A 12,665-nucleotide genomic window follows, 5' to 3' on the forward strand; every position below is an offset into this window, starting at 1 on the left:
ACGACGACACCGAGCCCCGCGAGGAGACCTGTGCGTTACCCGAGACCCAAGATGTCGATCGCGCTGGCGGCCGTCGCCGCCGCGGTCGTGGCGAGCCCGTTCGCGGTCATCGCCGTCAGCGACGACGCCGCGAACCCGCGTCTCGTCGACAACAAGGTCGACAGCAGCAAGGTCGACAGCAGCAAGGTCGACAGCCACAAGGTTGACAGCAAAGAGAAGGTGGCCCGCACCGAGATCGAACAGGTGCCGCTGCGTGAACTGCCGGCCGCGATCGTCGACCTCGCCTCGTCGGGCCTGGCGGCCGCGGGCATGACGCTGCCGCCGATCGAGCCGGATGCGTTCCCGCTGCCGGACCTGACGGTGCCGCTGCCGAAGGGACTGATCCCGGAGAACACCTCACCGGCGCCGGGCGCGACGTCCGGGCCCGGCACGAGCACACGCACCAGCACGGCGCCCACCAGCACGGCGCCGGCCATCCCGACATCCACCACCGGGGCGCCCACGGAGCCGACGGCCTCGTCGCCGTCCCCGCGCGCCGACCTCCCGGCCTCCACCCCGCCGGTCACGACGATGCGCGACGGCCGAGAGGTCGGCGCGGCGGTCACCCCCCTCGCCCGCGACAGGCCGCTGAAGATGGTCGCCTTCACCTGGGACCGGCCGGTCGACGTCGACCTCAGGCTGCGGGCGCGCAACCCCGACGGCACGTGGGGCCCATGGACGCCGCTGGAGAAGGTCGACGTCGCGGCACCGAGCGCGGACAAGCCGTCCGGCACCGAACCGGTGTGGGTCGGTGACGCGAAGGAGGTCCAGGTCGCGGCGAGCAAGGACGGTCTGGCGATCCCGGCGGCCGAGACCCAGGGCGGCGACCTCGCACAACTCGCGATCGGTACCGGCAGCGAGGTCGTGACCAAACTCGCCGACACCGTGCTCAACGCACTCAAGGCGACGCTGATCAGCCCGGAGGGCCTGCTGTCGCTCGGCTCGTCGCTGCTCACCGGCCTCACCGGCGGACCGCAGGTGATCGCGCGCCAGCAGTGGGGCGCCGACGAGGGCATCCGCTGCTCGCAGCCGGTCTACTCCCCGCAGCTGAAGGGTGCGATCGTGCACCACACCGCGGGAAGCAACGACTACACCCCGCAGCAGTCGATCGAGATCGTGCGCGGCATCTACGCGTATCACGCGCAGAGCCTCAACTGGTGCGACATCGGCTACAACGTGCTCGTCGACAAGTACGGACAGATCTTCGAGGGCGCGTTCGGCGGCCTCGACCGCAACGTGGAGGGCACGCACACCGGCGGATTCAACAAGGACACCGTCGGCCTGGCGTTCATCGGCAACCTCGAGGAGGTCCCGCCCACCGCCGCGGCACTGGCGTCGGCCGGGCGCTTCCTACGCTGGCGCCTGTCGAAGGCCGGCCTCAACCCGGCGGGCACCGCGACGTTGAGGTCGGAGGGATTCGAGGGCACCAAGTTCCCGGCCGGAACGGAGTCGAACCTGCCGATGATCTCCGGGCACCGCGACTACAACAGCACCACGTGTCCGGGTGTCCACGGGTACGCCGCGCTGGCACAGGTCCGCGCGCTCGCGGGAGGCGCTGTGCCGCAACAGGAGTCGACACCACCGGCAGGGCCCGGTGCACCCGCGCCGACAGAACCCGGGGCGCCCGAGGGCGCGCCGCCGCCGGAGAACGCCCCCGCCCCGGAGGCCGCACCGCCCGCGGCCTGAGATCACCTGTGACCTGAGATCGCCTGCGGTCCGAGATCCCGCTCCGGTCTGAAGCCGATCAGATCAGGAGAACCAGCGCTCGAGGACCCGTGCGACGCCGTCGTCGTTGTTACCGACCGTGATCTCGTCCGCGGCGTCGAGCGCGGCCCGATGACCGTGGGCCATCGCGACGCCGTGGCTCGCCCAGGTGAGCATCTCGACGTCGTTGGGCATGTCACCGAAGGCGATCAGACCGTCGGCGGGCAGGCCGGTCTCGGCACACAACCGTGCGAGTCCGGAGGCCTTGTGCGTGCCCGGCACCGACAACTCGATGAGTCCGTTGTCGGTCGAGAAGGTCACCTGCGCGAGGTCGCCGACATGCGGCCGCAGGCGCTCGGCCATCTCGCCGCTGGGCATGTCGGGTTTGCGCACAAGGAGTTTCACCGCGGGCTCACCGAAGACCTCGTCGTCGCCGACCTCGATGTGGTCGGGATTCAGCCAGGCGTGCTCGTAGCCGGCGCTCGCCACGAAGGGCGGGGTGGCGGCATCGTGTGCCGACCGGCCGGCCCGTTCGGCGGCGATACCGCAACCCGGGATCTCGCGGTAGGCGATCTCGCCGAGCTTGACCATGATGTCGGGTTCGAGGTTCGCCGACCACAGCACGCGGTCGTGCTCGGCGTCGTAGAGGATGGCGCCATTGGCGCAGACCGCGTACCGGACGTGGGCGTCGGTGCCGGCGAACTGGTCGGTGATCTCGGCGATCCACCGCGGCGGACGTCCGGTCGCGAGCACGAACTCGACCCCTGCGTCACGCGCGCCCGCCAGCGCCGCCAGCGTGCGCGGCGTCACCCGGTTCTCATCGTCGATCAGCGTGCCGTCCACGTCGCTCGCGATGAGGGTGGGGGGTCCGAATGTCATCTGCTTCCTTCGGTTCGAGCTGTGCTTCACGAGGCCCTGCGGGCGCGGATCTCGGCCGCCCTTCGGGCACGGGCCTCGGCCTTGCGGAGTGCTTCTTCGGCCTCGATCACCGCGGCCTCCTGCGGGGTGGGAGCCGACCCCCCGAGCCGCGAGGGAACCCAGAACTCCCCGGCCGGGTGGGCGCCGTAGGCGTCCTGGACCTCGTGCAGCATGGCGTTCATCGTGTCGCGCAGACGCAGCGTCTCCCGTTCCGGGGACCCGTCGGGTTCGACGGTGAACGGGAGGCCGAACCGGACGAGGATCGGGATGCGGCTGCGACCCATGTTGCGCTTGCCGCCCTTGGTCCACTGCCGCTGCGAGCCCCACACGATGGTCGGGATTATCGGCACGCCGGCCTCCGACGCCATGCGGACCGCGCCGCTCTTGAACTCCTTGAGCTCGAAGCTGCGGCTGATCGTCGCCTCGGGGTAGACCGCGACGAGCCGGCCCTCACGGAGCCGGGCGACCGCGATCCGGTAGGCGTCGGTGCCGTGGGAACGGTTCACCGGCACGGTGCCGGTGTGGTTGACCAGGAACCGCATGATCGCGAGGTCCATGACCTCGGACTTGATGAGGAAGCGGGCACGGCGCCCGGCGCGGTGTGCGCCCAGTCCCACCGGGATGAAGTCGACGTAGCTGGTGTGGTTGACCGCCAGCACGGCGCCACCGGTCTCCGGGATGTTCTGGACCCCGGTGTAGCGCAGGTCCACACCCTGCGCGCGGACGAGTCCGTTCGCGATGATCTCCAGGGCGCGATAGACCGGCTCCCTGCGTCGTCGCGTCCCAGAACTCATGGCACCAGGTTAACGGCCACCCCGGGGGCGGGTGATCTGGCTCTCGGGACAGTGCCAACCGGCTACTCGTTCGGCTTCGACGCCTCGCCCTTGGCCCGCTTCGCGGCGCGCGCCGCCTGCTCCTCGGCGTCCATGCGGTTGGCCTCCTCCAGCGTCGGTGCCGACCCGCCGAGGCGCGCGGGCACCCAGAACTCACCCTTCGGGTGTTCGCCGTAGGCGTCCTGGAGTTCGTGGAGCTTGGCCTCCATGACGTCGTGGAGCCGCGCGGTGAGGGTCTCGGGGTCGCCGGTCGGCTCCAGCGGCTCGCAGACGCCGATCATGATCTTGTAGCCGGTGCGGCCGAGCCGCTTGGGATGCCCCTTCGTCCAGACCCGCTGAGCGCCCCAGATGACGTGCGGGATGATCGGCGCGCCCGACTCGAGGGCCATGCGCGCGGCGCCGGTCTTGAACTCCTTGAGCTCGAAGCTGCGACTGATCGTCGCCTCCGGGTAGACACCGACGAGCTCGCCGCGCTCGAGGTACTCCACCGCGGCCCGGTAGCTCTCCGCGCCCGCGGCCCGGTCGACGGGGATGTGCTTGAGCGCACGCATGATCGGGCCGGAGATCTTGTGGTCGAAGACCTCCTTCTTCGCCATGAAACGCACCTTGCGGCGGCCCTGCAGGAAGGCGGGGATGCCGGCGTAGGTGAAGTCGAGGTACCCGGTGTGGTTGATCGCCACGACGCCGGGTCCGTCGGCGGGGACGTGCTCGACGCCGGACACCTTGAACTTCAGACCCTCGGCCAGCCAGAGCAACCGGGCAGCGGTGATCACGGAGTCGTAGACGGGTTCCATGCCGAAGAGCTTAGCCATGAGCGGTACCGGAGCGGTCGGCGTCGGGCCCGGCCGTTCCCGTGACGGCGAACACGAGGTCCACCGCCGCGTCGGCGAGCTCGTCCGGCGACAGATCGAGACGGCCGTCGACGAAGTCGAGGTACAGCGCGACGAGAGCACCTGTCAGGGCCGACGACACCACGGCGAGGCGCTTGGCGCCGTAGGCGTCCTCGTCGGCGACCATCGCGAGGACCGCCTTGACGAACCCGGGCACGGTCGCGGCGCGGTGGGCGCGCAGCACGTCGTCGGCAAGGGGTTCGCGCAGGAGGATGCGGGCGCGGCCCGGGTCGTCGGCGAAGAACCGCCGCATCGCGTCGAGCAGGGCACGCACGCTCCCCCGCGGGTCGGCGGGACGGTCGACGGTCGCGATCTCGGCGAGGAGCTGCTGCGTCACCCGGTCGTAGACGGCGGTGACGAGCTGGCGGGTGGATTCGAAGCTCTCGTAGAAGTACCGCGGGCTCAGGTTGGCCTCGCGTACCACTGCGCGCATCGTGACCGCGGCCGTGCCACCGGTGCCGAGCAGCTCCTCGGCGACGGCGAGCATCTGTTCGCGCCGGTCCGAGGACCGGTCGGCCAGTGTCTGCCCGCGCCACAGCCTGGGAGAGCTCATGTGGTCATGGTCGCACCACGGGGCGTCGCAGCCGTTGACATCAGGTGATTCAACTTGAACCGCCCGATCCCCGTCCGATCCACCGGACGGTGAGAGGCGTCACCCGCGGCGGCCGGCGGGACTCATGGCCCACGCGGCCGGTGCGCGCGGATCGATACATTGGAGGACTGTAGTGCTTTGCCGCGCAGCCCCGCGCACACCAGGAAAGGCCCTTTTCGTGCAGATCACCAGCATCGGTCATGCCGGTTTCCACATCCAGACGGCCGCCGGATCGATCCTCTGCGACCCGTGGGTCAACCCGACCTACTTCGCCTCGTGGGTGCCGTTCCCGGACAACTCCGAGCTCGACTGGAAGAAGCTCGGTGACTGCGACTACCTGTACGTGTCGCACCTGCACCTCGATCACTTCGACGAGCGCAACCTGCGCGACAACGTCAACAAGGACGCGACGGTGCTGCTGCCGGACTACCCCGTGCCGGACCTGCGCCGCGAGCTCGAGAAGCTCGGTTTCACCAAGTTCGTCGAGACGACCGACTCGGTGAAGACCACGGTGTCGAACGAGAAGGGCTCGCTCGACATCATGATCATCGCGCTGCGCGCCCCGGCCGACGGCCCGCTCGGCGACAGCGCCCTCGTCGTCGACGACGGTGAGACCGTCGCGTTCAACATGAACGACGCCCGCCCGATCGACCTCGACGTCGTGAAGGAGAACTTCGGGCACGTCGACGTGCACATGCTGCAGTATTCGGGCGCCATCTGGTACCCGATGGTCTACGACATCCCGCGCAGGTCGAAGGCGAACTTCGCCGCGCAGAAGCGTCAGCGCGGCATGGACCGCGCCCGCTCCTACATCGAGCAGGTCGGCGCCACCTGGGTCATCCCGTCGGCCGGCCCGCCGATGTTCCTCGACGAGGAGCTGTTCGGGCTCAACGACTTCGGGTCGTGCGACACCGCCGACGAGACGTCGATCTTCCCGGATCAGGCGACGTTCCTGGAGCAGATGCGCATCCACGGCACCGACGACGGCGAGAAGCACCGCGGCCTGATGATGATCTCCGGGTCGGTGGCCGAGTTCACCGGTTCGCAGCTAGACGGCGTCACCCATCCGTTCCCGCCGGAGCAGGTGTTCGGCGAGAACAAGCGCGCCTACCTCGAGCGGATGAAGGAGAAGTTCGCGCCGGTCATCGCCGCGGAGAAGGCCACCTGGGCGCCGGCCGCGGGCGACCCGCTGTTGCCGCAGCTCAAGGAGCTGTTCGAGCCGATCATGGCGCAGTCGGATCTGATCTGCGACGGCATCGGCTATCCCGTCGGCCTGCTGATGACCCCGGGCGGCGGCCCGGTCGGCGAGCACACCGAGACCGTGGTACTCGACTTCCCCAACCGCATCGTGCGCGAGCCGAAGGAGGGCGAGGGCAAGTACCGCTACGGTTTCCGCATCGCCACCGAGCTCGTGCGCACCGTGCTGCGCGACAACGAGCCGGACTGGGTGAACACCATCTTCCTGTCCACGCGCTTCACGACGTGGCGCATCGGCGGCTACAACGAGTTCCTCTACACGTTCTTCAAGTGCCTGACCGACGAGCGCATCGCCTACGCCGACGGTTGGTTCGCCGAGGCACACGACGACTCTGCGTCGATCACCAAGGACGGCTGGGAGATCCAGCGGCGCTGCCCGCACCTGAAGGCCGATCTCGACAAGTTCGGCGTGATCGAGGGCGAGAAGCTGACCTGCAACCTGCACGGCTGGCAGTGGGACCTCGCGTCGGGCCGTTGCCTGACGTCGAAGGGCCACGAGTTGCGCGCGACCAAGGCCGACTGACACCCGATGACGGCCGAGCGGACCTACGCCGGGCGGCCGGTGAGCGACCGTGCGGCCGAACGCAGGCGCAGGTTCCTCGACGCCGCCCTCGCCGAGTTCAGCGGTCCCGGCTACTCGAAGTCCTCGGTGACGTCGATCTGCCGGGCCGCGGGACTGTCGCGCCGCCAGTTCTACGAGGAGTTCAGCGACCGCGAGGAACTGCTGATCGCGCTGTACGACGAGATCCAGCACGCGGCGCGTGACGCCGTCGTCGAAGCCCTCTCACGGGTCGAGGCGACCGACCGGCGTGAGCTCGCGACGGCGGCGATGACGGCGTACATGGAGTCGGTGGGCACCGATCCCCGCCGCGCCGAGGTGTCCTTCGTCCAGATCGTGGGCGTGAGTCCGCGGGTGGAGCAGCATCGGCTCGACGGGCGCGAGGAGTGGGTCGACTTCTTCGTCGCGGCCATGGCGGAGTTCGCCGGACGGCCACGCGACGAGCGCCGCAAACACCTCGCGATCGCCTACGTGGGCGCCCTGACCAGCATCGTCCACCGCTGGAGCGTCTCGCCGCAGCCGGCTCCCATCCCCGAGATCGTGTCGGTCCTCGCCGACATCCTGGTCGCCTTCGCCGACCTGTAGAGATTCCGCCGAACCCCGGTGCACCGTTGTGCGCTGCCCCACACCCGTGTATGTTCGCCCGAAGTGTGAGACACAGGCGTCTCACTATTAGAGGGGGTGCCATGTCAGGACCGACGAGCACGCGGTGGCCGGTGCGCCTGCTGACCGTGGCGGTCGCGGTGACGTCCGTGATCACCACGCTGGCGGGCACCGTGGTCGGTATCGGTTCGGCGGGCGCCGTCCCGGTGGCGCCCGCGCTCCCGTTCCCGGTACCGCCGGCGATCCCCGAGTTCGACAAGAACTTCTACCAGCCGCCGGCGTCGAAGTTCGCGGACAAGGAACCCGGCGAGCTGATCGCCGCCCGACGCGTCCACCTCGCGGCGCTCTCGGTCATCCCGATCAACGTCGACGCCTGGCAGATCTCCTACCGGTCGACCAACACCCGGGGCGAGGCGATCCCCGCGGTGGCGACGGTCCTCAAGCCGAAGGGCCCGGCCAAGGCCGGGCCGTCGAAGCTGGTGTCCTGGCAGTCCGCCGAGGACTCGACCGCGCTGTACTGCTCACCGTCGTACGCCCTGCAGCAGGCGTCGATCCCGGGGCAGCTGACCGGCTCGGTGGACTCGGCGTACGAGGTCCTGCAGATCACTTCGCTCGTCGGCGCCGGCTGGTCGGTGGTGATCCCCGACCATCAGGGCCCCGACTCCGCGTTCGCCGCCGGCCCTCTCGCGGGGCGGATCACCCTCGACGGCATCCGCGGTGCACGGAACTTCTCCCCTCTGGGCCTGAAGGAGGACCTACGCGTCGGACTGATGGGATACTCCGGCGGCGCGATCGCAACCGGCTGGGCGGCCGAACTGCACGAGCAGTACGCACCGGAGCTGCCGATCGTCGGTGCCGCGGAAGGCGGTGTGCCCGCGGACATCCGGGCGATGGTCGACCTCGCCGACCAGAACGCGGCCGCCGGCCTGATCCTCGCCGGCATCATCGGGGTCAGCCGGGAATACCCCGAACTCGACCGATTCCTGCAGCGAAACCTGAACCCGCTCGGAAAGGGCTTGCTGGCGAGCAAGAATCCACTGTGTCTCACCTACCAGGCCGTGCTCGCACCGTTCGTGAACATCAAGGGCCTGGTGAACCTGCCGGGCGATCCGCTCGACTACCCGACGCCGCGAAAGGTGCTGGGCCAGTTGCAGATGGGCAAGACCGTCCCGGGGTTCCCGATGTTCATCTATCAGTCCAACCCGGACTGGATCGCCCCGGTCGGCCCGGTGAACCAGCTCGTGCGCACGTATTGCGCCGATCCCAACGCCAGTGTGCGCTACACCCGCGACCACTTCAGCGAGCACATCACGCTCGCGATCGAAGGCTTCGCACCCGCTGTCGTGTGGATGCGGGATCGCCTGGGCGGCAGGCCCGCCGGCGTCGGATGCACCACCACCGATGAGGGTTCGATGTCGCTCGACCCGACGACCTGGCGTGCCTTCGTCAACCTCGTCGGCAACAATCTCGCCCTGCTGATCAACCAAGAACTCGGCAACCCGCCGCGTCTCCCGTAGACACGGAGGCGGGCGCGTCGTCGTGACCCGGCCGCCGGTGATGTGCACCCCGCATCACCGGCGGTCTGGGCGTGTCAGACCGACGGACGTATCAGTGCGACGGACGCGGCGCCGGTCTTGAAGATCGGCTGCTTGGATGCCGCGTCCCAGTCGGTCGGGGTCAGCTCGATCGCCGCGCGCCGATACTCGCCATCGGCGTCCCAGTAGCCGTAGCGGAACGGCACGAACAGGACGCCGGGACGGATACCGGTGATGCGCGCGGATGCGGTGATGGTGCCCCGTGGGGTGGTGATGGCGAGCAGATCGCCGTCGAGGATGTGTCTGCTCGTCGCATCGGGCTCGGACAACTCCACCCAGACCTCCGGCGCCGCCTTCTGCAGCTCGGATGCGCGGGCGGTCTTCGTCCGGGTGTGGAAGTGATAGACGGTGCGGCCCGTGATCAACGAGAACGGGTATGCGTCGCACGGCGCTTCGTCGGGCTCCACGGCGCGGATTTGATGATGGCCCGACCTGCGGGCGCCAGGGCCCGATACTCCGCGGGGTCGACCGGCTCACCCGTGACGAGATCTTTGCCGTAGGACTCGCAGTAGTCCGAGTCGGTGAAGAACTACCCGTCCGCGTAGAGGCGTTCGGTACCGTCCGGATCGAGCGTGGTACACGGCCATTGGACGCCACTGCGTTCGCGCAGCAGCGGGTAGGACAGTCCGCGGTAGGGCGTACGCGGACCCCAGGGGTCGTCGATCCGATTGCTCACGATGGGTTGGGTACCCACAACGTCGGGTTCGAACCCGCGCGGTTTCATCGGACGGGTGCGGGGTACACGGCACATCATGACCACCGTCAGCGAGATGCTCGAAACGCACCCTCAGCCCGACGACATCGACCTCGCCGTCCTCGGCGAATGCATCGAGGCGTGTGGCGAATGCGCTCAGCTCTGCACCGCGTGCGCGGATGCCTGCCTCGGCGAGAGCGGTGTCGCCGACCTCGTCGAGTGCATTCGCTCCGGCCTCGACTGCGCCGATCTGTGCTCGATCACCGAGCGCGTGCTGCTGCGTCGGACCGAGTCCAACATCGCGATCGTCCGCGAGACGGTGCAGGCGTGCCTCACCGCCTGCCGGGTGTGCGCCGACGAGTGTGCGAAACACGCCGAGATGCACCGGCACTGCAAGGTCTGTGCCGACGCCTGCCGACGCTGCGAGGAAGCGTGCCGCAGGTTGTTGGACGTGCTCGGCTGAGAACGGAACATCCACCCGGTTCACGCCGGACCCAACAGGGAGGAATGAAGACCATGGCTCGCTACCGAGTGCTGGATTCGAACGAAAAAGTCATCGAGGAAAAGGATTTCGACGACGCCACCGGCGCCTACGACTGGTTCAAGACGGTCGCTGCTCCCGATGACAGCCTCGGGACCGTCATGCAGGTCCACGACAACGGCGAGTGGAAGAACTTCGAGGTGTCCGACGGCGGCACCAACGCCAATCCCTCGGCGGACGCCGATTGATCAGCAACCGCCGGCCGGAATCCCGGCAAATCGACGCTCGAGGAAGCCGGCGGCGTCGACGCTGAACGGGATGAACGCGGCGGTGTGTGACTGCCCGCGGTACTCCCGGTAGGTCGTCGGCACCCCGCGGCGGCAATAGTTCGCCGCGAGTCCGGCGACGTCGGCGGTGACCATGATCCCGTCGCCGGTCCCGTCGGAGTTGCCGACGCCCAGCATCACCGGGACGCGCGGAGTGCCCAGTGTTCCCATGATGTTCTTCGAGATCGCTTGCCGCACACCAGGAATATCGAGGACTCCGCCGACCCCCGGGTTGAGCATCTGGCGATCGGTGAGGCCAGGGTATCCGTCGGCGAACTGCTCGATGCATTCGCCGGCGACCTGCTTCAGGATTCGGGTTCCCTTGCGGGACAGGTACGGCGCGAGACCCAGATCGTAGGTCCCGTCGTAGACGGCCATCAGCGCGGGGATGACGCCGGTCCAGTCCTTCTTGCCGTTGACGTATCCGAGGTTGTGGATCGGATCGACCGGTACGCCACCGGCGGCTGCGCCGACGATGTTGAGCTCCGGCGAGTACACCGGCGCCAGTTCCGCTCCGAAGCCCGTCGGCACCGAACCGCCGGAGTAGCCGTACAGCGCGATCGGCGTGCGCGCAGGGGCCTTCAGCTGCCGCAGCGTCGCTCGCACGCCGTCGAGTGCGGCGTACCCGGATTCCCGCGCGATGGTCCAGCGCAGACCCCGGCCCTCGTAGTCGGGGACCGACACCGTGTACCCGGCGGCCATCAGCCCGCTGACGAGCGCGATGTCGATCGGGCGCTCCGACATGTTGCCGCCGCGCAGGGTGTACGACGGATCGCATTGCGAGCCGAGCGCGTCGTAGAAGGAGTGATACGACACCACGCGTCGGGGTGCCCCGGACCCGACCCCGGGTGGTGAGAGGACGGTCGTGACCGTCGCGGTGGGTCCGCCGAAGTTGTCGGTACTGCGATAGAGGATCTGTGTCGCCGTGATCGGCACACTCGTTCCGCGCCAGCCCAACGAGACCTGTCGCGTCCGCAGGATCGCCCCCGGCGCGCGGTTCTCGTAGCCACCTGGCGGAACGTAGAACGGGTCCTCCGACGGCAGGAGTGCCGGAGCGGCCACGGGTGACGGAGTCGCAGCCGACGGGGCCGACACGGCATCAGGGGCGAGGACGGCGAGCGACGCGGCCACCCCCAGTGCGGTGGCGAGGGTGGTGAGAAGTCGCAGGGTCCGGCGCATGAGCAGTGATCATGCCCGACTTGCCGGGCCGGCGCCCTGGATCGGTGCAGGTGAGCCCAGATTTGAGCCCGGATTTGATCCGGTCAGGTGACCGGCGCGCTCGCCCCTGCGCGCTCGACCTCTTCGACGACGGGCGACATCGACACCACCACGGCGCCGATGACGGCTGCGATGAACGCGATCACGGCGACCGGTCCCCACCCCGCACGGACGGTGTCGCCCAGGACGACGATCCCGATCACCCCCGGCACCACGGTCTCCCCCACCACCAGCGACGCCGACGCTGCGCTCACCGCACCCTTCTGGAGCGCGACGGTGAACATGTAGAACCCGCCCGGACCCGCGAGGATGATCGCGTACAGCGCCGGATCGGTGAACAGTTCGGCGAGGTCGAAGGGGTCGAGCCCGTCGAGAATCCGCACCGCGACGGCGAGGACACCGAACAGGACACCGCCGGAGAGACCGGCCGGCACCGAGACCCGGCTCTGCATCCGCGACAGGATCGCCACTCCCAGTCCGAGAATGACGACCGCCGCGACGAGAACCGCCCAATGCAGCCACTCCTCGTGCTTGCGTCCCTCGTCTCCAGCCGCGAAACCCAACAGGATCAGGGAGAGCACGACGACCCCGACGGCGATCCAGTCACGTTGTGTAAGCCTGGATTTCAGGATGATCGTCGCCAGGACCACGGTCACGACAAGGTTGGCGCTGACGATCGGCTGGGCCAGGAACAGCGGGATCATCCGCGCCGCGACCATGTTGCCGAGAAAACCGATGCCGTCCAGCGCCATTCCGGCGATGAACGCCACGGTCAGCATCGCGGCGATCGTCGACTTCAGCGACGGCACCTCGCCGGGCCCGGCGCCCGTGTCGTCGACGCTCTGTGCGCCGCGTGCCTGCAGCACCGAGGCCGTTCCGTAGGCGAGTGCCGCGAAGATCGCCGCGAGGATCCCGAGGAGCATGGATGCACGATAGCCCGGCGTCGTGCCACATCC

Annotated in this window: 12 protein-coding genes and 1 pseudogene; 6 read left to right on the forward strand and 7 right to left on the reverse strand. The window is 68.9% G+C overall.

Translation table 11 applies throughout. The features are described 5' to 3' along the window. The first annotated feature begins 30 nt into the window (after positions 1-30). Positions 31-1,725 (forward strand): peptidoglycan recognition protein family protein, encoded by a 1,695-nt coding sequence (locus ABFT43_RS15175; protein WP_347961171.1) that lies wholly within the window; start codon positions 31-33, stop codon positions 1,723-1,725. A gap of 63 nt (positions 1,726-1,788) precedes the next feature. Here the strand turns inward: ABFT43_RS15175 and ABFT43_RS15180 are convergent, their stop codons facing one another. The 4 genes from ABFT43_RS15180 to ABFT43_RS15195 all read right to left on the reverse strand — a co-directional run bounded on the left by ABFT43_RS15180 (position 1,789) and on the right by ABFT43_RS15195 (position 4,937). Continuing rightward, entirely contained in the window at positions 1,789-2,622 is an 834-nt protein-coding gene (locus ABFT43_RS15180) for an HAD family hydrolase (RefSeq protein ID WP_347961172.1), read from the reverse strand. Between the two features lie 26 nt (positions 2,623-2,648). Continuing rightward, positions 2,649-3,455 carry a lysophospholipid acyltransferase family protein gene (locus ABFT43_RS15185; RefSeq protein ID WP_347961173.1) on the reverse strand — a complete coding sequence of 269 codons (807 nt, stop codon included), beginning with the start codon at positions 3,453-3,455 and terminating at the stop codon, positions 2,649-2,651. 62 nt (positions 3,456-3,517) lie between these two features. After that, a complete protein-coding gene (locus tag ABFT43_RS15190; protein WP_347961251.1) occupies positions 3,518-4,288 on the reverse strand; it encodes a lysophospholipid acyltransferase family protein in 771 nt (256 codons plus the stop codon). Positions 4,289-4,298: 10 nt separating this feature from the next. Beyond that, positions 4,299-4,937: a TetR/AcrR family transcriptional regulator gene (locus ABFT43_RS15195; protein ID WP_347961174.1), complete on the reverse strand. Its 639-nt coding sequence runs from the start codon at positions 4,935-4,937 to the stop codon at positions 4,299-4,301. Between the two features lie 217 nt (positions 4,938-5,154). Between ABFT43_RS15195 and ABFT43_RS15200 the strand changes: the two genes are divergently transcribed. The 3 genes from ABFT43_RS15200 (at position 5,155) to ABFT43_RS15210 (ending at position 8,912) form a co-directional block, all read left to right on the forward strand. Next, positions 5,155-6,756, forward strand: a complete 1,602-nt coding sequence (locus tag ABFT43_RS15200) for an MBL fold metallo-hydrolase (RefSeq protein ID WP_347961175.1) — start codon at positions 5,155-5,157, stop codon at positions 6,754-6,756. A 6-nt stretch (positions 6,757-6,762) separates the two neighbouring features. Continuing rightward, positions 6,763-7,377, forward strand: a complete 615-nt coding sequence (locus ABFT43_RS15205; RefSeq protein WP_347961176.1) for a TetR/AcrR family transcriptional regulator — start codon at positions 6,763-6,765, stop codon at positions 7,375-7,377. A gap of 101 nt (positions 7,378-7,478) precedes the next feature. Continuing rightward, positions 7,479-8,912 carry a lipase family protein gene (locus ABFT43_RS15210; RefSeq protein ID WP_347961177.1) on the forward strand — a complete coding sequence of 478 codons (1,434 nt, stop codon included), beginning with the start codon at positions 7,479-7,481 and terminating at the stop codon, positions 8,910-8,912. Positions 8,913-8,986: 74 nt separating this feature from the next. Here ABFT43_RS15210 and ABFT43_RS15215 read toward each other — a convergent pair. Continuing rightward, a pseudogene (locus tag ABFT43_RS15215) lies at positions 8,987-9,624 on the reverse strand (molybdopterin oxidoreductase family protein); the annotation flags it as partial. 118 nt (positions 9,625-9,742) lie between these two features. Here ABFT43_RS15215 and ABFT43_RS15220 point away from each other — a divergent pair. Together ABFT43_RS15220 and ABFT43_RS15225 are read left to right on the forward strand one after the other, a co-directional pair. Continuing rightward, positions 9,743-10,147, forward strand: coding sequence for a four-helix bundle copper-binding protein (locus tag ABFT43_RS15220; RefSeq protein ID WP_347961178.1), 405 nt, complete (start codon positions 9,743-9,745; stop codon positions 10,145-10,147). 53 nt (positions 10,148-10,200) lie between these two features. Then, positions 10,201-10,413 (forward strand): hypothetical protein, encoded by a 213-nt coding sequence (locus ABFT43_RS15225; RefSeq protein WP_347961252.1) that lies wholly within the window; start codon positions 10,201-10,203, stop codon positions 10,411-10,413. On the opposite strand, the gene ABFT43_RS15230 is transcribed toward ABFT43_RS15225, so the two are convergent. Continuing rightward, positions 10,414-11,670: a lipase family protein gene (locus tag ABFT43_RS15230; RefSeq protein ID WP_347961179.1), complete on the reverse strand. Its 1,257-nt coding sequence runs from the start codon at positions 11,668-11,670 to the stop codon at positions 10,414-10,416. An 83-nt stretch (positions 11,671-11,753) separates the two neighbouring features. Next, positions 11,754-12,632 (reverse strand): DMT family transporter, encoded by an 879-nt coding sequence (locus ABFT43_RS15235; protein ID WP_347961180.1) that lies wholly within the window; start codon positions 12,630-12,632, stop codon positions 11,754-11,756. Positions 12,633-12,665: the final 33 nt, after the last annotated feature.

It is taken from the genome of Gordonia aurantiaca (assembly GCF_039939235.1).
In the GTDB taxonomy this organism is placed as follows: domain Bacteria; phylum Actinomycetota; class Actinomycetes; order Mycobacteriales; family Mycobacteriaceae; genus Gordonia.

Coding starts and splice junctions, on each gene's coding strand:
- ABFT43_RS15210 (WP_347961177.1), top strand. CDS start 7,479: ATGTCAGGACCGACGAGCACGCGGTGGCCGGTGCGCCTGCTGACCGTG.
- ABFT43_RS15185 (WP_347961173.1), bottom strand. CDS start 3,455: ATGAGTTCTGGGACGCGACGACGCAGGGAGCCGGTCTATCGCGCCCTG.
- ABFT43_RS15195 (WP_347961174.1), bottom strand. CDS start 4,937: ATGAGCTCTCCCAGGCTGTGGCGCGGGCAGACACTGGCCGACCGGTCC.
- ABFT43_RS15205 (WP_347961176.1), top strand. CDS start 6,763: ATGACGGCCGAGCGGACCTACGCCGGGCGGCCGGTGAGCGACCGTGCG.
- ABFT43_RS15190 (WP_347961251.1), bottom strand. CDS start 4,288: ATGGAACCCGTCTACGACTCCGTGATCACCGCTGCCCGGTTGCTCTGG.
- ABFT43_RS15180 (WP_347961172.1), bottom strand. CDS start 2,622: ATGACATTCGGACCCCCCACCCTCATCGCGAGCGACGTGGACGGCACG.
- ABFT43_RS15230 (WP_347961179.1), bottom strand. CDS start 11,670: ATGCGCCGGACCCTGCGACTTCTCACCACCCTCGCCACCGCACTGGGG.
- ABFT43_RS15225 (WP_347961252.1), top strand. CDS start 10,201: ATGGCTCGCTACCGAGTGCTGGATTCGAACGAAAAAGTCATCGAGGAA.
- ABFT43_RS15220 (WP_347961178.1), top strand. CDS start 9,743: ATGACCACCGTCAGCGAGATGCTCGAAACGCACCCTCAGCCCGACGAC.
- ABFT43_RS15235 (WP_347961180.1), bottom strand. CDS start 12,632: ATGCTCCTCGGGATCCTCGCGGCGATCTTCGCGGCACTCGCCTACGGA.